The sequence below is a fragment of the Cellvibrio sp. pealriver genome, assembly GCF_001183545.1.
Classification (GTDB): domain Bacteria; phylum Pseudomonadota; class Gammaproteobacteria; order Pseudomonadales; family Cellvibrionaceae; genus Cellvibrio.
In genome coordinates this window covers 819164-842180 of the sequence record NZ_KQ236688.1, presented here as the reverse complement: position 1 = coordinate 842180, position 23017 = coordinate 819164, and the positions used below count along the sequence as shown (strand labels likewise).

At 44.1% G+C, this 23017-nt stretch carries 17 protein-coding genes; 5 read left to right on the top strand and 12 right to left on the bottom strand.

All coding sequences use genetic code 11. The features are described 5' to 3' along the window. Positions 1-223 precede the first annotated feature (223 nt). The gene (locus VC28_RS03440; RefSeq protein WP_049629418.1) at positions 224-2191 is read right to left on the bottom strand and encodes a hypothetical protein; all 1968 of its coding nucleotides are present in this window, start codon (positions 2189-2191) and stop codon (positions 224-226) included. A 69-nt stretch (positions 2192-2260) separates the two neighbouring features. Next, positions 2261-5893 (bottom strand): TonB-dependent receptor, encoded by a 3633-nt coding sequence (locus VC28_RS03435; protein ID WP_049629417.1) that lies wholly within the window; start codon positions 5891-5893, stop codon positions 2261-2263. A 12-nt stretch (positions 5894-5905) separates the two neighbouring features. On the opposite strand from VC28_RS03435, the gene VC28_RS20025 reads away from it, so the two are divergent. Then, on the top strand, positions 5906-6034 hold the full coding sequence (locus VC28_RS20025; protein ID WP_255355998.1) for a hypothetical protein: 129 nt from the start codon (positions 5906-5908) through the stop codon (positions 6032-6034). 148 nt (positions 6035-6182) lie between these two features. Here VC28_RS20025 and galE read toward each other — a convergent pair whose 3' ends face one another. From galE to VC28_RS03395, 7 genes are all read right to left on the bottom strand, one after another. Beyond that, entirely contained in the window at positions 6183-7217 is a 1035-nt protein-coding gene (gene galE, locus VC28_RS03430; RefSeq protein ID WP_049629416.1) for a UDP-glucose 4-epimerase GalE, read from the bottom strand. Between the two features lie 33 nt (positions 7218-7250). Next, positions 7251-7586, bottom strand: coding sequence for a hypothetical protein (locus VC28_RS03425; RefSeq protein WP_049629415.1), 336 nt, complete (start codon positions 7584-7586; stop codon positions 7251-7253). Positions 7587-7601: 15 nt separating this feature from the next. Further along, positions 7602-8495, bottom strand: coding sequence for a type 2 periplasmic-binding domain-containing protein (locus tag VC28_RS03420; protein ID WP_231591630.1), 894 nt, complete (start codon positions 8493-8495; stop codon positions 7602-7604). A gap of 184 nt (positions 8496-8679) precedes the next feature. After that, positions 8680-9774 carry a glycoside hydrolase family 117 protein gene (locus tag VC28_RS03410; RefSeq protein ID WP_049629412.1) on the bottom strand — a complete coding sequence of 365 codons (1095 nt, stop codon included), beginning with the start codon at positions 9772-9774 and terminating at the stop codon, positions 8680-8682. An 89-nt stretch (positions 9775-9863) separates the two neighbouring features. Continuing rightward, the gene (locus tag VC28_RS03405) at positions 9864-10784 is read right to left on the bottom strand and encodes a 2-dehydro-3-deoxygalactonokinase (protein ID WP_049629411.1); all 921 of its coding nucleotides are present in this window, start codon (positions 10782-10784) and stop codon (positions 9864-9866) included. 50 nt (positions 10785-10834) lie between these two features. Next, positions 10835-11992 carry a galactokinase gene (galK, locus tag VC28_RS03400; RefSeq protein ID WP_049629410.1) on the bottom strand — a complete coding sequence of 386 codons (1158 nt, stop codon included), beginning with the start codon at positions 11990-11992 and terminating at the stop codon, positions 10835-10837. A gap of 13 nt (positions 11993-12005) precedes the next feature. Beyond that, the gene (locus VC28_RS03395; protein ID WP_049629409.1) at positions 12006-13058 is read right to left on the bottom strand and encodes a UDP-glucose--hexose-1-phosphate uridylyltransferase; all 1053 of its coding nucleotides are present in this window, start codon (positions 13056-13058) and stop codon (positions 12006-12008) included. A 229-nt stretch (positions 13059-13287) separates the two neighbouring features. On the opposite strand from VC28_RS03395, the gene VC28_RS03390 reads away from it, so the two are divergent. Together VC28_RS03390 and VC28_RS03385 are read left to right on the top strand one after the other, a co-directional pair. After that, positions 13288-14844, top strand: a complete 1557-nt coding sequence (locus VC28_RS03390) for a tryptophan halogenase family protein (RefSeq protein ID WP_049629408.1) — start codon at positions 13288-13290, stop codon at positions 14842-14844. Between the two features lie 20 nt (positions 14845-14864). Further along, positions 14865-15602: a SapC family protein gene (locus VC28_RS03385; protein WP_049629407.1), complete on the top strand. Its 738-nt coding sequence runs from the start codon at positions 14865-14867 to the stop codon at positions 15600-15602. 7 nt (positions 15603-15609) lie between these two features. Here VC28_RS03385 and VC28_RS03380 read toward each other — a convergent pair whose 3' ends face one another. The 3 genes from VC28_RS03380 to VC28_RS03370 form a co-directional block, all read right to left on the bottom strand. Beyond that, complete coding sequence (locus VC28_RS03380) at positions 15610-16491, bottom strand: type 2 periplasmic-binding domain-containing protein (protein WP_156184273.1); 882 nt, start codon at positions 16489-16491, stop codon at positions 15610-15612. 168 nt (positions 16492-16659) lie between these two features. Then, positions 16660-17745 (bottom strand): NHL repeat-containing protein, encoded by a 1086-nt coding sequence (locus VC28_RS03375; RefSeq protein ID WP_049629406.1) that lies wholly within the window; start codon positions 17743-17745, stop codon positions 16660-16662. 87 nt (positions 17746-17832) lie between these two features. Continuing rightward, entirely contained in the window at positions 17833-18597 is a 765-nt protein-coding gene (locus VC28_RS03370; RefSeq protein WP_007640721.1) for a phytanoyl-CoA dioxygenase family protein, read from the bottom strand. 280 nt (positions 18598-18877) lie between these two features. On the opposite strand from VC28_RS03370, the gene VC28_RS03365 reads away from it, so the two are divergent. Further along, positions 18878-19648: an IclR family transcriptional regulator gene (locus tag VC28_RS03365; protein WP_049629405.1), complete on the top strand. Its 771-nt coding sequence runs from the start codon at positions 18878-18880 to the stop codon at positions 19646-19648. A 150-nt stretch (positions 19649-19798) separates the two neighbouring features. After that, a complete protein-coding gene (locus VC28_RS03360) occupies positions 19799-22924 on the top strand; it encodes an FG-GAP-like repeat-containing protein (protein WP_231591629.1) in 3126 nt (1041 codons plus the stop codon). Positions 22925-23017 lie beyond the last annotated feature (93 nt).

Sequence of the window (23017 nt, the reverse complement as noted above, 5' to 3'; positions counted from 1 at the left end):
AAAACACCTCATTCAAACGCCCTTATCTACCTTCTCAACTCCATTTCCTCACAAGAAAAGGAATATCCCCACCAAGTTTGCAAACTAAACCACAGCACCCGTTTAGAAAAACTATTCTTACCGACAATTTATGTACCACATAGAAAAATCGCCCTTAACCGTAAGGTTAAGGGCGCAAAAGTAGGGAGTGCTAACTTAAAAATTACTTGGAGCAACATCAGATTTATTGAATTTCAAATAACCGTACATTATCAATCCGATAATTAAAGCCTTGTCCCCATACATTGGTACCTACATGTAACTCTTGTGCTCTGGTTGCCCAATCGGTAACCGTCGAATCGCGAGCAACATCAAGCACGGCAGCAAAGGTTTGTTTCGCTTCCGAAAGCCAGTAAACACCTTTAAATGCACCGCCAATCACCGTTGCATCGAAATTAGCTGGATCCACAACAGACACACGGAAAGTGTGACTGGCTGGTGCAAATCCAACAATCTCCACATCCATAGTAATCAAATAACGTTTACCATTTTTAATAGCGCCAGTTGCTAACGGCAAAATATTTCTAATGTCACCTGCTTTCCCTGACTCTAGACTCATTGCTCCTGAAATCGGGCTATTAGCACTTACCGTTGCACCAGCACCAAGCTTCCAATTGCTCACACCAGATTCAAAAGTAGAGTCATTTTCAGAGATAAGATTGTTCGCTTGTTCAAAGCCATACTTATAAACACTGACATCATCTAACTCAGTAATCTGGTTAGCGGTAAATGCATAGGTCATTCCCTGCCCGCCAACAAATGCTACAGCATTAGTGCGTGCACCTCCGCCATGTTCATACATAGAATTACCAGTAATTCGCGAACCAGGAACACCTGCAACTGTGCCGAAGACAGCGCTGGTTGCTGCACTTCCCCATCCATCGGCATGTTTTACACGATTTTCAACTATGTAAGTTGAGCCAACCTCTAAACCAGTGAGATTTGCGGTAATTGTATCTGCACCAGAAAAACTAACTAATTGTGTACCTTTAAAGTCAAGCCCCAGTGCCGAGGTAGTTTTTACAGAGGCAATACCACCCATTTCTGCCACCCAGCCGACCAAACCATTTTCAAATCCACCGTTAGCTATGCGCGACACAGCAGGAGCTTTGGTAACCGTTAACTCTGCAGAGGCAGTTGCCTTACGGCCAGTAGAATCAATCACATCATAAGAATAAGTAAACGTCTTGGTTTCTGCCACATGTTGGTAAAAAGCAGCAGGCTCAATCAACAGTTTGCCATTAGCAGAGCCAGAAAACTTAAATGCAGGAGCATCACCAACTGGTTTTAAGGTATCGTAATCAACACTGATTGCATCACCATTCCAATCCACCACATTGGGGGCGGCAATTAAATCCAAATTTACTTTTGCACCAGCAGTTGTAAAAGTGACTTTTTGTGGCCCATATACAGTCGGCGGTTCAGGCTCTGTAGAAACACCATTAATAGTGATAACAGCTGTGCGCGGCAAACTGTGATTGTGATCATTAACTTTGTATTCATAACTGAATACACGAACATCACCGCCCTTAATGGAATCCTTAAACGATCCAACATTTATAGTGACAACTGAATCGACCAAGGTCGCTGCGGAGTCAGGATTGGAAATAACCTTGACATCAGTAATTGACAATGGTTCTTCATCAGCATCAATTACATTTTGCAACAAATCAACCGAAACCACATCCGCTGCATCTTCTGCATAGGTGAGCACTATATCTTCAAACTCCGGCGCAGCATCTTCACCCATTACTGAAAAAGTTGCGGTTCGCTGCACATTATTAACACCATCACTAATGTTAAATGTGTAAGTAACTGTGCGCACATCACCCGTATCCAAATGAGGTGCCAAAGCAGAAGGACGAACACCAATGCGAACACCGGCACTCTCAAAACCTGTGGTATCAGCAATATCAGCAGTCAGATTGCGCACCAACAGAATGTCACCATCTGTGTCGACAGATCCACTCAATAACTCAACAAATTCAAATGCATCTTTTTCACTATAAATCTTGGATATATTGCCACTGTGTGTTGGTGCAGCACCGCCACCTGAAGCCGTTGATTTTTTATTATCATCGCCACCACATGCAGTTAACGCCGATACGATCATTAAACCAACAAACAATCTGGATCTTTCATAGAGTTTCATATTAAACACCACTTATTTATTTTATTAGCGAAAGGTGCGGAAAATTCCGCACCGGTCTCAATAGATGAATTAGAAGTTCACGCGCACACCCAAACGGAGGGTAGCCCCTACCTTATATTCAGTGTAAGTGCGGGATTTCGTCGCCTCACCATCTAATGGATTGCCTTCTTCGTAGGCAACAAACTCATAACCCGACGCATTATCTGCACTGTAAACCCGCTGCACTTGCAATTCACGGCTCGTAAAATACGTGCGATATACGGCATCAGTCAGATTGGTTGCCTGAAAGGTAAAATCCATGTTTTCGCTAAATGCATAGGTAGCAGAAAAGTCCAAAGTATCGCGCCCCTCATTCCAGATTGAACCCTGATTCCAAGTACGCCCTTGTAAACCCGTGTTGTAATCTGTTCCCACCAAAGAATCACTGGATCCACGATAACTCAAGCGCACTTGATGACCATCTTGCTCCCAATAGGCTGTCAAGTTGTAACTATGCTCTGGAGTATCAGCAACAGGGAATGCGGGTAAATCTTTGCTTGGATCAATAGTGGATTTGTCAGGCTCATATTCACTGTCTTGGTAGGTGTAGTTAGCCGACATACCCAAACCACTCAAGAAATAGCCGGGGAGGAAATCGTAGGATTGGCTATAGCCCAATTCCACGCCAGTGATAGTTGCACCTTTACCATTAATAATTTTATTTACACTGTATTCGGCACATAGATCGCGCAAATCATTACTAAAACGATTGGGGTCTGTTGCCCACCATCCATAATCCGCTGTTGCGCGCAATGGCATACAACCCTGTAAGCCATAATCATTAGCAGCATCATCTGTTGGCAACTTAATCAATGTCGACGCATCGACAGGCCCATCAACATTGCGCAAGTCAGAGATATAGGTTTTTGCACTTTCTACATCGGTAAAATTGGTCATGTCTTTATTAAATACTGCGACACTCAACATGCCCGAATCAGTGAAATACCACTCAAGTGAAATATCAATGTTTTTGGATTCCAATGGATCCAATTTAGTGTTGTACATACTCACTTTGCTACCAGTATCACCCGCTGCCCAATAGCCATTTTCAACCACCTGAAAGCCAGGACGCAGTTGATCAATTTCCGGACGCGTCATAGTCTTTGAAATGGCAAATCGGCCAACCAAATCTTCTCGGAATGCGTAATTAAGATTTAAACTCGGCAATACGTTGCTATACGTGTGAGAGCCTTGCGCTTCAAATGATTGAAGCTCTTTATTAGTTAAGGTTTCAAAATCAAACTGATTCGCATTATTTGATGCAATAGGCGTTGTGCCATCATAAGAAACAGCAGTGCCCCAACCGTTTTCACGAGTTGTTGATATATCGGCATACCGCCACATGGTCAACCAGTTAATAGTTACCCCAGGATCAGGCAAAGTTGGATCTTGCTGATAGGCAACCCACGCAGCATAGTCAGGGTCGTGACATGGCCCTTGATCAGGAATAGGTGTCCAACCAGCAGGATCACTACCACTGGAGGTGTCCCAACCAAGTCCATCAACACGCTCAAATTTGCTTTCGTAACCAGGACGATTAGCAGCGTCAGCAGTACTATAAGGGCGACACTCGGGCAAAGAGGTATCGCGCAATTCTTTTAATTTCAATAAATCAAACTCACGCTCAAGTGATTCACTGAACTGCCAAAAATCTGCACCCGCATAACCTTTGGATTCCACTTCTGTTTTTACATATCGAACGCCTATATCACCTGTGAGGCGCTCATCCAGAAATGAGAAGTTGGTTTTTAAATAAAACGCTTGAGTGTCAATATCTGTGGTGCGCGATTCAGTATCATTAGGTGTGCGAACAGTGTTTTCATCATCCAATACCAAACCTACAGCTGCGCGCGCATCAATAGGCAGCCAGCCTTTAGTGGCATTGTCACGACCGTAACCCAATGAACTCATAAAATCGTTATAGTCCAAACCATCACGTGCAACTAAAGATGCAGTCACATCAAGTAGAGCACCACCCGGAACGGCAACTGGATTACCATTTTTATCGGTAACAACATCTGTTTTGGTTACGGAGTTAAATTGATAGCGTTGGTTATCTACCATTTTTTCACGCTGGGTAACTTTTGCACCAAACTCGACCGTAGTCAGGCCAAGTACATCTAAGTCAAAGTCAAAGTCAACCTGTGCATTCTGTAATGTATCCTCAACAGTCACATCGGTTTCAGAGAGATATGCCAAATGGAATGTGTCTGTATCCAATGGATTAAAACCCGTTTTGACAATGTTATCTTCATATCCAGGAATCAATACGCCATCAACCGTCTCGTCTAATAACTGATCACCAAAATCGACGAATGATGTACCAAACACTTGAACACAACGTCCGCTCGTACAGTCATAGCCCACCGGCTCTACATCAGCGCCCGCATCAAATAACTTACTAGCAGGAATATTCTTGTAGTTTTGCAAGGCCGCATATGCATTAGGTAAGCTTTCTGAAGTACTTTCCGAATAGCCAACTTGCGCTTCCATACGGAAACGATCAGTCAACGTTTGTTTTAACTTCAAACTTGCACTGGCGTTTTCTTGTTCGTCCCCACCCTCAGCGCGAGTCATGTCACCAGCACCAAATCGATTGACCATTTTTGTCATGGTATTAGTGCGAGTATCCACGCCATACCAATCTGCTTGTGGATCAGTAAATGATGCTGCAGGGCGCAAATCACCCAATGGCTTTTTGCCTTCAACAAAATTGGCGTTGCCTGGGTAGCGTGTTTTCAGTGCATCCAAACTACGGGTTTGGTCTTGCTTGCTATAAGTCGTATCCAACATCAATTCGGTATCTTCGGAAGGTGCCCACTGCACACCAAGAGTCATACCTTGTCGATCAGACGTGTTTTGATGTAACTCATAACCGGTATTTTGATGGTAGATAGCCTTAATACCTGAAACTATTTCACCGTTTTGGTCAGTCGCTGCAGCGATCTCAGGAGAAGCAATAAAGTTTTCTACTCGGTATTGGTCTTTACGGTAGGTGTTCGTTTCATCATATGCGCTCAAGGCGACGCCCAAGGTGTCATCCAAAAACTTTTGTGTTGCAGAAAATTGCAACTTATGATCGGCCTCGTCAGAAAAACCGTTATAGCGACCCTGCACAGTAATCGAGCGAGAATCTTCACGCTGGTCCAGCGGGCGAACAGTTTCTAAATTAATGTTTGCTCCCAATGAACCTTCATCGTGATCAGCACTTGGCGTTTTGACAACTTCCAGCTTAGAAAGAATATCTGCTGAAAATGAACTTAGATCAACGGATTGACTAAAGTCCGTACTGGTAAGCTGTTGACCATTCAAGGTGATAGTATTCTGCGCAGCAGTTGCACCGCGAACTGTTACACTGGCCCCCTCACCATCCCGGCTTACGACCGTCACCCCTGTCACACGCCCCAAAGAGTCTGCAATATTCTGGTCCGTGGTTTTACCCATATCCTCAGCATTAACCGTATCGGTAATGTTTTTTGCATTGCGCTTATCATCTATCGAGCGCTGAAGTGCACCACGGATACCAGTTACGGTAACCTCTTCCACTTCCTGTTCTTCCGTAGACGCACTGTTAACTGGTTGTGCATAAATAGCACCGCTATTAACTGCACATATTGCTGCTGACAACGCCGTAATTTTTAGGCGGTGAGTGATGTTTGACATCGTGAAGCCCCCATGAAGGTATTTATTGTTTTGTTTCATGCCATCCATTCCAAGCAACATGAATCGGCACAAAAAAGCAAAGTATTTAACGCCATTTCCAATACTACTCAGCAATTCCGCATTGTCAATAATCAATTGTAGATTGTTAGCAATTTACATTTATAGCTAAAAGAATGTGAAAAAAGGTAACCATGGAGAACGCACCATTAAAGCGATAATGACAAAGTAACAGACAAAAAAAAGGAGGCGCAGGCCTCCCAAATAACACAACAGCGAACACAGAGAAAACTTATTCAGCAAAACCATTCGGGTTGCGCGATTGCCAGCGCCAAGTATCCGCCATCATGCGTTCAACATTGTATTCAGCTGCCCAACCTAAACGCTCCTTAGCCAGAGAGACGTCGGCATAACAACTGGCGATATCACCGGGGCGGCGCGCGCTGATCACATAGGGTATAGATTTGCCGCACGCCAGCTCAAATGCTTTCAACATCTCCAATACGGAATAGCCAGCGCCAGTACCCAGATTATAGGTTGAACAACCTCGCGACTGCTGCGTCAAACCATTGAGTGCTGCCACATGACCTCGGGCCAAATCCACGACATGTATGTAATCGCGCACGCCAGTGCCATCAGGGGTCGCATAATCATTGCCATAAACGGTAAGCGCCTCCCGCTTGCCCACTGCGACCTGGGCGATATAGGGAATCAAGTTATTAGGTGTCCCCCTGGGATCCTCACCGAGTAAACCTGACTCATGAGCGCCCGCAGGATTAAAATAACGCAGAATTGAAAAGTTCCACTGATTGTCAGGTGCCTTGGCCATATCGCGCAGAATATCTTCTACGATAAGCTTGCTGCGACCATAAGGGTTAGTGGCTGAAAGAGGAAATGATTCATCAATGGGTACCGACACCGGATCACCATAAACAGTCGCCGAAGAACTAAAGACAAAATTAAAAACGGAATGCTCTTCCATGACCTCTAGCAAAGACAAAGTACCCGCCACATTATTCCGGTAATACTTGATAGGTATTTGGGTAGACTCTCCCACCGCTTTCAAGCCCGCAAAATGCATTACACAACCTATCGCATAATCAGAAAAAACTTGATGTAACGCGGCTTTATCATTGATATCCAACTGAAAAAAATCCGGTTTAACACCGGTAATTTTTTCAACTCTGGCCAGCGACTCTAATTTTCCATTTGATAGATTATCTACCACTACCGGAAAGTAACCATTGTTGATTAATTCGATGCAAACATGACTACCTATGTAACCTGCACCTCCGGTTACCAAAACCTTCCTAAGATACGATTTCATTACCATTTCCCAAATACGGAGTTCATATAAACCTTATTTAATGCAAACAATTTCGAAAATATTGCCATCAACATCCGTATAAAACAAATTTCCAGTTGTAGATTCAATTTGAAAAAGCTCCCGCGCCTGAATCAAGCTATCAACTATGGAAAATATATCCTTCTCCTTCATGCGCAGCTCAATTCGCTGCTGTGAATCTGCATTGACACAAGGAGCAACGGCCAGCTTTAAACTGGCTCCCCCTAAATTCATATAAAAACTACTTTCGCCAAGCGTATTTTTTAACTCCATAACATGAGCAGAAAACAAACGCTGGTAACGTTTAGCTGACTCAATAGGATCTTTCACACTTAGTGATTGCCAGCGCATGAATAGCCTCCAAAATTATAGCAATTCAGGATTTATAACAAATCGCTCATAATCTTTACCTAACGCATCAATCAACGGGTTATCAAAGCGGAATATTTTTCGTTTATTCAACGCAGAAAATTTTACCGCATCACCGTAGTATTCATCCCACAGCTTTCTAACAGCACCAGACTCATAGGCAATGTGAAGCCCCTTTTCAATTCGATCAGCCAAGGTTTTATTTTTTTTATTCAAGAAAAAGAATTTAGGCAGCGGATAATAAATACATACATGCTGGTCATAATTTAAATAATTAACATCCTGATTCTTTTTCCACTCCCGCTCCAATTCATTAGCACCGATCAAGAATATGTCGCCGCGATCATTAGCGGCCATATAAAACAAACCTTTTATATTGCCACCCTCAACAACTTTAAACCCAATTTTTTTGAGTATTTCGCTATCCAACCAACCACGCCCCTGTATAATGGTCAGCCGCTTCAACTCTTCCAAAGTTTCAATTTTTTCCAACTTACGCTTAGAGTCTGGCGACACAAAACCAATACGGTAGCCTGTAACACCCAGATCCACAGGAAACTCTACCCCATGTAATTTTTCAACAATTTCATTGGAGGCAGAGTCTTTATAAACAAAATTTTCAAATTGATTATCTTCAGCATAAACCCGGAGGCGCGAATAAGTAGGCACATCACCTTTAGGTAAATCTCTAATTTCGTAGTCGCCATATTCCGCCTTGGTGGCATCCAAGGCAAGGCGCAACAAGTGGTACTCGTAGATTTCCTCTTTTGGCGCTATCTCCCCCGAACCAAAGGTGATAACGGTAGGAGCCGCTGCAAACACATTTAGCGCAAATATGGCAATACTTAAAATTATTATACGCAGCATACACCACCCGTTAATTGTTAACATTTAACACAATGCTAGCGCCAATAGAGGGAGATTGCAATGCCATAAGCAAGAAGTTTTTGCGGCAAATTAAGAACGTTTACGGGAATTTACAGGAAGATAAAGGGACGGCAGGAATAAGCGCAGAAACAAAAAGCGCTGCGAAACAAGCTATCGCAGCGCTTACGAAAATATCAGGGGGAGATTATCAGGATGCTACATTCTGAAAGGTGCCAGGATCCAATATCTGCCGACGGGTTTTAAAACGGCAAATATAATTCCAGTTCCACGAAGAATCATACTTGTGGCACAGCCCCCACGCCAATCCAGCCATAGGGTCTTGAGTGTCCGCAGCGGGGTCGCGATATAAACCCAACGCCTCTGGTGCACCTTTAATATGCGCCATGATGTCAAAATTAATACCATCCGGTGACCATTGGCAGGTATTTTTTTCTGGCCCATCGGTAGTCAACAAACTGGCAATTCCACCATTCACATGCCACACAACAACCTCATGCCCACTGTTGGTGATCGGATTAAATTCCGATTTCACATAAGGCCCTTCAATTTTATCGGCAATGGCAACCCCGTGTTTTATTTCACGTCCACCAAAGTTCATACGCTCCCCCATAATTTCACCTTTGTAATAAAGATAAAATTTATTTTGATAAAACATCAAACATGGGTCATGCACTTTATGGCTATCAAAATCGCCGCGAATTTTGCAATGAAAGCGGTTGTCTTCATCACCATCCCAGACACCATTATCGGCTGGCGTTAAAATGGGAGCTGGACTTTTAACCCAAGGGCCATAAGGCGATTCTGCACTGGCGAGTGCAATGCATTCTTTGGTGCGATTTAAATAAGGCGCTTGGACAGTTTGATAAACCAAATAATAGCGACCTTCATGGGCAAGAACCTCAGGCGTAAATACCGCGCGATCATCATAGGAACCAGGTGTACCGGCTACGATTGCAGGCCCCTGCTCTTTCCAATCCCAACCATCACTGGAGGTTGCATGCCACACTTCAGTTTTATCCCAGGGAAACACTTTGTCCTCAGGATTATCGCTACCAAAACCAATAGTTTCACCTTCACCTTTGGTGTACCAAACATGATAAACACCATCGACACTGATAACCGCTGAAGGATCGCGGCGAATCACGCCTTCTTGATAGGCAAAATCACCGCCCAAAGGCTTCACATCAAATTCAAATACCCAGTCTGCATTTTTTTGGTCGTAACCGCGCTCAATTGCACGAAGACTGGCTTTGCTTAATTTTTTTTCTGGAAGATCACCCATATCTCACTCACTTTTTAACATGATGACTTGAACTATTTTTATCAGAAACAGCGTTTATTCGGTATACGGTTTAGTAGATACGATTTTTGTCAGGCGCGGCGCTCCAGCGAGTGATTCACTAAAAATCGATTAGCCAATAACCTTGCCCCTTTTGCTGCCATCAATGCTCCTTGATGTTTAATCGATTTCCCTTGGTAAATTTGTATCGCTGTGGCGTAACTATTCACTAAAAGATCTGCACCAATCAGATGTATATTTTTTTTCTTTCCGTACAGTTTCATTGCTGCTTTTACTTCGGCACCTATCAATACACCCGATAGGTACGCAGCACTCACATTTTTTTCATGTAGCCCTGCTAACACTCTGGAGCGGGCGCTGAACATTAAATTCAATAAAAAAGTATCTCTCGTATTGACCTTAACGCCTTGAAGAAACGCGGTTTCATCATGAATTTGTGTGCCGCTCACCAACAAACTCTGTGCACATAAACTGCCAAAAAGCTCACCGGAGAATGCGGTGTAAAAATCAACAATCTCTCCTCGTTTAACTAGCACCCATTTAGAGTGGGTTCCGGGCAAACACAGGAGTGCCTCTTTTAATTCCGCTCTACTTGCCTGCTGCATCCAACCCAGAATTTGGGTTTCTTCACCGCGCATGACGTCAGGCAAACCTTCGCGCACATGAGTTTTAATTCCTGGCACGATAAAAGCATTAATGTCGCTCACTTGAATATTAATTAAATGCTCGACCAATTGATAAGGATTCACCGGACATTCAATATAAGGCGTTTCATACAATCCAATATTCGAACCCACTGCACCGCTCATCACAATCGGTGCACTCGCATACTGCGCAGGCAATTGTGTAGTCGCATCAATTAAACATTGCTCAAGCTCGGCGCGCGATGATTGGTTAATGCCAATTGGCCGGGTAATGTTATAAACAATATCGCCTACAGCATTCACTACCTGTAGCCGAAAATTGGTACCGCCCCAATCAATGGCAATCATCTCACCCAAGATATAGCCCTCAACAGGTACAAAGAGTCACGAGGAGAATATTAACTTTCCAAGGCTACTAAACTAGCGCCCTGCTCTGGTGTACAGATAAAAGGCGTGGCGATCAAACCCGTTTTTAATTGGTAATCAGCCAGAATGGGCTCAACTATGGACAGTTTTTGTTGTGGCACTAAAGCGACGATGCAACCGCCAAAACCGCCGCCGGTCATACGCACACCGCCATCACTGCCCAATTCTTTATCCAGCGCTGCCACCAGATAATCAATTTCAGGGGTGGTGATCTCAAACAAATCGCGCATGGACCCATGGCTCTCCGCCATCAACTGACTTAACAGTGCGGCATTATTGGTTGCCAATGCCTCAGCTGCTTTCAAGGTTCGCTCATTCTCTTCAATCACATGTTGCGCGCGCTTGCGCACCAGCTCTGGTAATTGATCGGCAGCAGCAAAAAATTGTTCTTTGGTTACATCGCGCAAAACCGATTGTTTAAAAAATTTCGCAGCTTCTGCACACTGCTCGCGACGCAAATTATATTCGCTGTCGACCAAGCCTCTTTTTACACCCGAATTGATAATAACAATCGACAACTCAGACGGCATAAGGATTGGTGTAGTCTCCAAGCTGCGACAATCGATCAATAGTGCATGACCTTGTTGACCGCCAGCCGATACCAGTTGATCCATAATGCCGCAGGCACAGCCGACATAATTGTTTTCCGCTGCCTGGCCAATTAAAGCCAATTCGGTGGCCGGAATTTGAATGCCAGCAACGGTTAAAAGCGCCTGCGCTAAGGCAACCTCCAAAGATGCCGAAGAACTTAAACCAGCGCCTTGAGGGACATTACCTGACACTACCAAATTACAGCCCTTGAGCTGATAACCACGATCTACCAATGTGCGCACAACGGCACGGACATAATTACTCCACATCTGGATGGGATGAGCTTCATAGAGAGAGTTCAGTGCAAACTCATCGCTCTGCCCGGCGTAATCCAGCGCGATCACTTTAATTAAGTTATCTTGTCGCGCAGAGGTGGCAACCAGCGTGAAAAAATCAATCGCTGCTGGCAATACAAAACCATCGTTATAGTCTGTGTGCTCGCCAATCAAATTAACCCGCCCCGGCGCTTTGGAAACAAAATCCGGCAATTGATCAAAATGCTCGGTAAAACACTGGGTAACATTTTCCAACATACTCATAACCAATTACCTTTTAATCTGTAGATGCCGCATTTTTATAGTGAATACCGGATTGATCGCGCAGATACTGCGCCGCTTGTTCAGGAGTAATATCGCGTTGAACTTCACCCAGCATTTCGTAACCCACCATGAATTTTTTGATGGATGCCGAGCGCAACAACGGCGGATAAAAATGGGCATGCAACTGCCAATGGCTATGATCTTCTGCAGTAAAAGGTGCGCAATGCCACCCCATGCTGTAAGGAAAGGAGGTTTTAAATAGATTGTCGTAACGCGTTGTTAATTGAATCAGAATATCGGCCAGTGATTCGCGTTCCAATAAAGAAAGACTCAACATATCAGGCACATGACGCAGCGGTAACAGCAGCGTTTCAAATGGCCAGCTAGCCCAATAAGGAACTACCACCAACCAATCCTGATTTTGCACCACAATACGTTCTTTAAAGGCCAGCTCTTGCTGCACATAATCCAGCAGCATTGGGCGTTGATGCTTATGTTGATAAGCCAACTGCTTTTCATCTTCCCGCTGCGGCAATGTCGGCACCGAACCTGTTGCCCAAACTTGTCCATGGGGATGAGGGTTAGAGCAGCCGTTGATCGCACCTTTATTTTCAAAAATCTGTACCCAGGAATGACTTTCACCCAATTCGCGATATAAATCGCACCAGGTATCGATAAGCTCTGTCACCGCTGCCTGAGACATTTCTGGCAGGGTTTTATTGTGGCTTTCGGAATAACAAATCACACGGCTGGTACCGCGCTCACTCTCGGCACAAAACAAATCGCTACTGCTTTGATAATCCCTATCTTCCGGCTCCAACGCCGCAAAGTCATTGGTAAACACATAAGCGCCGATATAATTGTCATTCACCGCACCATTGATGCGGGTATTGCCTGGGCATAAATAGCAAGACGAGTCATAGGCAGGTTTATCATCCGCCGCCAGCTCTTCAATTTGACCCTGCCAGGGGCGCTTGGCTCTATGAGGTGAGACCAACACCCAATCGCCCGTCAGCGGATTAAACCGACGGTGTGGATGATCACTCAATACAAACACTGGTTTCATATACCCATCCAACTAATGCTGATTATCGTGTTAACTGGCGCCATCATGTAGACGTGCTACAATTTACTGAAATTGCCTATTGTTAACAATTTACACCATTGAGATAGAATATGCACCTACAATAAACCGATAAATCACATATTTTTACCAACCTGTTTTTCGCACGCTACCAAGGCTGCTCTATGAAGACCATCATGCTTGTCTGCGCAACCTGCCAAAAGGATGATTAATGACAAACAACCTCATTCAATCAGTCGTGATTGTCGGTGGCGGTACTGCTGGCTGGCTAACGGCAGGAATAATTGCTGCTGAGCATCAACACAAAATCAAACAAGGTGAACTCCAGATTACGCTCTGTGAATCACCATCAATACCTATTATTGGTGTAGGTGAAGGCACTTGGCCTACCATGCGCGCAACCTTAAAAAAAATAGGTGTATCCGAAACCGCCTTTATTCGTGAGTGCGATGTTGCGTTTAAGCAAGGATCAAAATTTTTACGCTGGAAAGATGGTTCAGAAAAAGATTTTTACTATCACCCTTTTTCCGTCCCGCAAGGTCAATCCAGCATTAATCTGGCAGAACATTGGTTGAATACCAATGACCCTATGTCATTCTCAACCGCATTTCATCCGCAAGAAGCCATATGCGAAGCAAGTTTGGCACCCAAGACGATTACCACGGCTGAATATGATGCCATCGTTAATTATGGCTATCATTTGAATGCTGGTCGCTTCGCAGAATTTTTACGAAAGCACTGTCTAACCAACCTTCACGTACACCATATTCTTGCCGAGGTAACAGAAATTACGCAGCAAGAAAATGGACACATTCAATCATTAATAACAGACCGTGCAGGCATAATTACCGGTGATTTATTTGTTGACTGCACAGGTTTTACAGCAATGCTATTGGGAGAAACATTAGGCGTTGAAAAAATTTCAATAAGCGACATTTTATTTACCAACTGCGCACTCGCCACACAAATTGCTTACCCCTATGAGGATAGCCCTATAGCATCTGCCACTCTTTCTAGTGCGCAGACAGCTGGCTGGATTTGGGATATAGGCCTACCCACTCGTCGCGGTGTGGGACATGTATTTGCCAAGGAATATCAATCCATCGATCATGCCACGCAACAATTAATTAACTACATTGATGAAACTGGCGGTGATAGCTCGCACATCAGCATACGAGAAATTCATTTTAACTCTGGTTATCGCAAAGAATTCTGGAAACATAATTGTGTGGCAGTAGGCCTTTCTGCCGGTTTTTTGGAACCCTTGGAAGCCTCAGCATTGGTAATGGTTGAACTCTCGGCATTAATGATTGCCGAACAGCTACCTAGGACCACTTCCGCTATACCCATTATTGCCAAACGGTTTAATGAGCGATTTAGTTATCGATGGGAGCGAGCAGTAGATTTTCTCAAACTGCACTATCTTTTAAACCAACGAAATGACTCGCCCTTTTGGCAAGACAATCGCCAACCAAGCACCACTCCACTAGATTTAAGTGAGCGCCTTTTACTCTGGCAAAACACTTCGCCTCAACACTATGACTTTGACCGCACCGGTGAAATATTCCATGCACTAAGTTATCAATATGTTTTATATGGTATGGGATTTAAAACCAACCTCGTTTTCAGTACCCCCGCGGAAATACAAAAAATGGCGGCCGAATTGGTGATGAAAAATAAAATGATTACCAGACAATTACTAGATATTTTGCCGACACAGCGCAAACTACTACAAAAAATTAATCTATACGGCCTTAGCAGCATCTAAGGCTTTATGAGGAAAATTTCATGAAAACTGGAAACATTGTTTTACTAGACCCCGTTAAGCACAATAAGCTAGGTGTAAACACCGCCAAATTAAATAGCACCCATCATCAAGTTAATCGTGTTTACATTAATATTAATGAACTCTCAAATTTGGTACACGAATATCCCATATTCATTAATAAAAATAGTACTACGGGACAATTTCAACTAAATGCCATTTTGGGTTTTGAAACTGGCGAAAATTTGTATCTCCAACATGAGCAATGGAACGCACGCTTTATACCTATGGATCTATTAAGGCATCCATTTCAGGTAATATTTCCTGAAAACAACCCAAAAGCCATAGGCCAAATAGCCATCAATGAATCCAGTGAACTACTGGAAAATATTGCCCATGAGAAAGCAGAAGCGATATTCGACCATAATGGAAATCCATCCCCCTACCTCCTGCGAATCCAAAAAATGATTACACAGCTTATGAGCGGCGCACAATTATCGCGCATCGCCTTACAAGAACTGCATCAACATGAGCTATTAATGCCTATTACTTTGGATATAACACTCAACAACGGCGCACAAACAGCCTTGGAAGGTTTTTATGGTATAGACGAAAATGCTCTGCAACAACTCAGTGGTGCAGCACTTGAAGAGTGTCATAAAAGAGGCTATTTAAATCTTTGCTATTTATTACTTAGCTCAGCCACACATTTAGAAAAATTGATTTCCTGGAAAAGCAACCTCATTACCCCACTGGCGTAGGACGATATTATTGTACAGGAATAAAATTCAGTAATGGTAAAGAGAACCAATATTTGGGATTAGTCGGCAAGAGACTCGTATCAATTAAAGGATTGTTAATATAGATAACCTTGCGCGTAGAAAAATTAACGCGCTCAACTACAGCCTGAATCATGCGAGATTGATAAAATAAACGATCATAGCTGCCGTCATTGATCGCACGTTCCATACCGGATGAAATCAAATCGTAAAGCACTTTATTTCCTGTTGAAACATAAAAAAACATTGCAGATGGATAAACTAATAGCAGATTTTTTTCCACCTCAAGCTGAAGCTCGGCGCGATGTTCAAGATCCAGCCAAGGTTCATGCACCGCCAAGGACATATAATCAAAACGATGACTGGCCAACATCGACCATAGGTTCCGCCCTTGCGCTGCCGTGACAACCGGAATTCCAGCCGTTTGCAGTATTTTTGTATCGCCCCAAAAATAGCCCTGCCCCGCCGTTAACTTACGTAAATCTTCAAGTGTTTTTATGGAATTAAATCGATTCTGATCACCTTTGCGAATTACAAAAATTCGATACCCCAGCAATCCTTTAAAAATAGGGATTTTTATTGGCTTCAGATTTTTCTCCAATGGATTAGAGGCCGACGACCACTTTAGACTTAAGCTTCCCTCTTCGACCCGGCGGGTTTTTCTCGCATCAGTAATAACTTGCTCCAACTGAGTCAAGCAAACATTGACGTCTGTTTTTGACAAAGACAACACTAAGAGATCATAGATAAGCTTATCTTTTTCCGACTCAATAAGTGGAATCGTTGCTGTTAGAGAACAACCATGACAAATATAACTATTCAATAATATGAAACAAATAAAAGCATAGTTTATTATTATATTTTTACGCATCGGCAACAATTGACCTTTGTGATAGTGAAATCACCTATAACAACTGATTACACCCATTGACTCTTTATCCTTATAGAATATACCTGAAAATATAATTGTCGAACGTCTAAATTTTTCATTAAACGCTCGCAATAGATTCAAAATGGAATAACGCTTTAGAATGAGCAGTTAGCCTGACACCCGCTCCAATTTGAACGGATAAGTTTGATTTGCTCGCCACTGACCTACATACAAGTTTTCATCTTCATCCACGCAAAGTGCGTGGCAGTGGTTAAATACATCCCAGGTGCTGCGCATAGGCTGCAAAACACCATTGATATATTCAGGCTGAGTACCACCTAAATTAGCGACAACACGATTGTCGCGATCGAACACACTAATAAAACCTGAATCGTCGGCATTTTTTCCATCGATGTGCGACCAACATACCGGGGCAAAAAAATGATCGCCGCTAAACACCGGCCCACCTATGTAAGCTCCGGCCGCATCGATTGCTCCGCGATAATCGCCATTGAGTTCAAATAATTTTAATGCTCGCTCTGCGCGTGAGCTCACCATCAAATGCGGATCTTGCGGATTGCGTAAATCCACTTCTATGCCGTGGGTGTTTTTTAAATTGTGTGCAGGGTTGGCGTTATCGCCACCACCCCAGTGACGAATGTAACACCCATTGGCGTCGTACTGCAGTAGATAATCCGAGCCGTAGCCATCGGTAATGTAGAGATCGCCATTGGGCGCCACGGCTATGTCGGTCGGGCGAAAAGGTTGATCCGGGCGATAGACCCCAATTGTTTGTGGATGACCAATGGTATAAATCAAACGGCCATCCAAGGTGAGCTTAGCGATGAAGCCACTTTGCGCAATCACTTTATTGTAGGGTGATGCCCAATCATCGGTAGATTTGCCATCCCAATTGCGATTCAGCACCCAACCACTATCCACCAAATAAATAACATCTTCACCGTTTTCATTAACAATGCGCAGCGCATGTGCTCCCGGAAATTGCGTGCCCCAGGCATCGAGCAATTTGCCATCCTTGTTATACACAATCACGTTATTGCGCGGATGATCGGTCACCATCACTATGCGCCCCTGCGAATCCATCGCCAAGCCATGACAATTTTCTACCGGCGTTTTTTGCGCATCAAGCAAACCCCAGTGACTATTAACCCGATATTGAAAATCGCCCTGCCCTACAATCAGACCATGTGGATCAATATTGGATTTGGGCAAGGGAATATTTTGCTTAATCATTGGCGGGCAAGCTCCGAATAAAACAATAAAAAAGCTCTGCCGAGCACTACTCCGGCAGAGCAATAATCAACAACACGACTGAAAAAGTTATGCAGCCTTCCAATTCAGAATGGCGTCATCATCAACGGGATACAAAGGATAATAAATCGCTTCGTTTTCCTGGAACGCCTGATTGGTGATGGCGTTGTAGGCACAAATCATGGACCAGCGCGGTTCGGATGACCGATTCTCATTGGATTTGTGCAGCAAATTGCAATGGAAAAACAAAGTATCACCCGGCTCCAATTCAACATTGATCAGCTCGTGATATTTCATTGCTTCGTTCACAAACAACATATCAGCACCTTTTTGATCACCGGTTTTACTGTGATCCAAACGCCCTAAATGATGCGATCCTCTCAACACTTGTAGACAGCCGTTCTCTACCGTTGCACGGTTAATTGCCACCATACAACTCAAGGATTTTGGATACAGCATAAGGTTATCGCGATGCCAGTAACCAAAATCCTGATGCCATTCCCAGGCACCACCCACAAAGGGTTCTTTCATCATAATTTTGGTACTGGTGTGATAAATCGGCTCACCAATTAAGGTTTCTGCGGTATCCACCAAACGACGACCACGGGAAAACATACTGTAAAAATCATCGCCTGTTTGTTGCCACAAGCACACCTTGCTCACCTTTCCGGTGCCATCTTTTTTCTGCCAGGCTCGCTCATTTAAAGAGTCGTCATTAAAGGCGGCATCCTGTAAGCGTTTGATTTCTTCTGGCGTGTAGTAGCCACGCACAATCACATAGCCATCGCGATGGTAGGCATCAATCTGTTCTTGAGTCAGTTTTCTTGCATTCATTATCTGGTCTCCAAGGGGTTATGTCTGCATGCTTGCATTGCTAACAATCATCATTTAACAGATATTAAAAGGCAAGCATTTTATTTATATATAAATACTTTATTTCTATAAAAATAAAAAAACCTATACTCAAAACCGGTAATTTCTGTTTATTTGACGGCGGATAGGGTATTTTTGTGAATGAACTAATTTGCGGGTGAGCCAGTTGATGGACAAGAATGCATGGCTTGCCTCACCCTGAAAAATCGAGCTAGACACCAGACAATAGGATCAAACGACTTTGACTACTGCCAGCAATAAATACGCGGTTCCCGCTCTGGATAAAGGGCTGGATATATTGGAATACCTGGTGACTCAGGAGATGCCCAAATCTCAAACTGAGATCGCCCAAGGTTTGGGGCGCAACCCCAATGATATTTATCGGGTGCTGGTCGGCCTGGAGGCGCGGGGTTATTTGGTGAGAGATGAACTATCGGGGCGCTATCGGCTGTCGCTCAAGCTGTACAACCTATCGCGCAGTATTTCGCCTATCGATCAAATGCGCCAATGCGCGCTGCCCTATATGGAAGATCTGGCGGTCAACATTGGCCAATCCTGCTATTTGGCGATGCTCTACCAAAGCCAGACCATGATTATTGTGCACGCGCGCGGCCACAGTCCTATCTCGCTCAATATGAGTGAAGGCTCCCTATTCCCCACCATGACAACCACGGCAGGCAAGGTGTTACTTGCCAATAGCAACCCAGCCGTGCGCGATATGATTTTGGAGCGCGACGCCGACTACGCCAAACTCAGTAAAAATAAACGCACTGCCCTGATCAACGAATTGGAACCGATAAAACAAAATGGCTACCTCGCGGCACCAAGCCCTTTTATCGAAGGCGCCACCGATTTTGCCGCGCTCATTGGTAGACCAGAGGGTAAAGTGATTGCGGCATTGGCTATTTCGCCGCTCAAGTCGCACTGGAGCACCGCTATAGCACAGGAAGAACTGCACACACGGGTAGTGACCACTGCAAATAAAATTGCGCAGCAGCTAGGGGATTTGTAACTCGCGCCCTCCCTTCATCAAATTTTGTCAACATTTAACTATCGCCAGTCCGAACACTGAGTTAAAGTTTAGGCTCGGCCGCATCAAGTAGCACATTAATGCGCTGCGTGATGCCGCCATACCTACCGTTATAACTTTATGGTGAGTTAGATGATGATAAAAAAAGTACCCTATTCCTGCCTTCAATATCTATCGTTTCTCTGCACAGTTTTGCTCCTAAGCGCAATCAACAGTCAGGCCGCCGCCCTTGTCAGCGATATTGATCTCGACCCTGTAACACCGAAAACAATTCAATATCAGGTTCAAGGCAGTTTAATAAAAAAAATGGTGTTAGTCGTCGACAACCCAAAAAACTATGCCAACTTTAGTCTTTACGCCAACGATGAATTACTGCTCGACAATATTGATATTCCGCACTCTGGTCAGCAGCAATTAACCGCGCTCATCAAACTTCCTGCGCCGGGAAAACTTAAGCTCAGCCTTAGAGCCAACAACGCAATACTCAACATTCAGCGTCTTGAATTTATAGATATCCCCGATCAGCATGTACCTCAATTCGAAGACATCTCCGTTAGCGCTGGTATAGATAAAGTCAGTTCAATTAAATACGGGGGCCCCACAATCGCCGATATAGATAACGACGGCGATTACGATTTCATTGTGAATAATCACAATGAAGAGAGCAGCAAACTTTATTGGAATAATGGCGATGGTACTGTAACCAAACACAGTCAAAATCTGGCGCGCTGGTTTATGCACGATCTGCACGGCACCGCTGCTGGTGATTACGATAATGATGGCGATCTGGATTTGGTTGTCACCCAAGGTGGCGGCAATGGCACAGATCCCTCCAAAGCCAATTTCTATACCAATGACAATGGCACAATGATACTCACTACAGGTGATGTAGGTATCAACAAAGGAGGCCGTGGCCGCGCCGCACAATGGTCAGATATGGATTTGGATGGCGATTTGGATTTAATGCTCATTAACGAATCCAGCCTTACCCATGAAAAGCCGCAACATTTTTTTTACGAAAATAAAGGTGATGGAACTTTTACGCAACGCACAATCGCAGACTTGCAAGATCAGGAACCTTCGCGCTCTTTGGTGACCGATTTAAATCACGACAATATTGATGATGTGATTTTATTTGGCCCGCTTTCGGTTTGGCTGGGCAATGGCGATTTTACCTTCACCGATATTACCGCGCAATTTCCTGCCGAGGTCATCGCCCTACATAACATAATGGCAGTTGCCGATTTGGATATCGACAATGATGGGGATCAGGATCTTTACCTCGCACGCGGCAAAGAAGTTGAACACGGCAAAGGCGAAGCACCCGCAGTCGATCACGACCCCATCACGCAGGAGTTTTCGATCAAACCACGCGGTTTTAAAGGTGTGGATAAATTCGAATTCACCGCTGCAGGAAAAATCAAATTGCACAATTATTATTTTCTCGCACAAGGTGAATTCAGAGGAAAAGATTATCCTTTTTTTCTGGGTAGCAAAAAAACATCAAAAATGCTTTCTGCTAGACAGGAGCTGGAAATAGATCCAAGCGAAGCGCAAGGCTGGCCGGATAATATTGCGAAAAATGGTGTTTATTTTGGTTACTTGGGCAAAGGCCGCTGGAAAGCCGCATTAGTTCGCAACGGGGATATTTTTTGGAATTTTAAATTTAGCCTCTCTGGTGTCACTAGCGCCACTACCGAATTTATTCCCGAGAATCGCAACATGGATGACATTCTATTGCGCAATGACGGTGGAAAATTCACTGACGTATCACACGCATGGCAGATTCAACCCGGCGGTAATACATTGGGTGTCACCACGGGTGATTTTAATAACGACAGCCATCCGGATTTATTTCTTTATCGCTGGGGGAATATTGGCGCGCGCATTTCTGATTACATACTATTAAACGATGGCAAAGGTCATTTCTACACGCTGACACAACACGGCGCCAATGATGTTGGCGGCCCCGGCAATGGTGATATGGGCCATGCCTTTGATTTTGATTTGGATGGCGGCCTAGACCTATTAAATGGCAGTGAAGGTGGTGAATGGTATCTTTATCGCAACAAAAAAAATGAAACCGGACATTACGCATTAGTACGAGTGGGCTATTCACCTAAAGCCCATGTGGATGCCATAGGCGCTGAAGTTAAAATCACCACCGCGCAAGGTGTTTATCGCAAACGGGTAGGTTCAGCGGGAGGAATTTTTTCCCAAAGCCTGCTAAACATTGTGCATTTTGGTTTAGGGAATGCACAAACAATTGAGCGCATCAGTATTAGATGGCGCAATGGTGAAATTCAAAATTTCACCAACAAACCTGCCAATCAATTATTTGATACCAACAAAGCAGATTTAGAAAGTCTTCGCCTTGAACCGGCACAAACAAATCTACGCCAAGGTACAAAATTAAATCTCTCCGCCCACTTAACACCAGCCAATGGTGACACCCGGCTGCAATGGTCATCAAGCGATGAAAATATTATCGCTGTAGATCAGCAAGGCCAAATCACCGCGCTGGGTAACATTGGTCAAAGCGCGACTATAACGGCCACCAGCCCCACTAATGGAGTAAATGCGCAGAGCAACATTACCATTGAGCCTTGGTTTGCCGTGCCCGCAAAATCGCTAACACTCGAACCATCACCGACAAAATTATTGGTGGGTGAAAGCCTTACACTCACTGCTACTTTATTTCCAGCTCATGCCGACAACTCGGAACTCATCTGGAGCAGTAGCAATATAAAAGTCGTGCGGGTAGATGCAGCGGGAACAATCACCGCACTACAACCCGGCACTGCAATTATCAAAGTAGCTTCCGCAAAACAACCTACTGTCAAAGACACCATAAAACTGCACGTGGCGCCGACCATCGCACCCTTTATAAAATTTACGAATGAGAAAAAATTGCGCGATAAGGTATGGACTCAAAACGATAAAATTACTTTAACCGTCGAATACCACGCCGGATCAGGTAATAGAGTTATTGCGTCAGATGAAGGGGGAATTCGCTTTTGGCTGCGCCATTTTCAATCCAAATGGGTCCCAGTGAAAGACAGAGTCCTAATAGATGCAAGCGCCTTAAAAACTGAATCAGGAAAATCCACCATGACCTTTTCGTTTGAAGATCTAATCCCTAGTGCCGAGCTACCCACAGGCCAGTTTTACCAACTGCGTGCTTCATTTGTATCCAGTAATGGCAAAATGTATGACGCCACTATTGATGATATAAAGATTGTTCCCTCTGTCCACTAAACACTTTCAATTTTTATTTATGTCCAAGGACGGATTTACTCACAAAAGATTCAAATTAAACGTTTGAAAACTATTTGGTCTTTTGACAGTTCA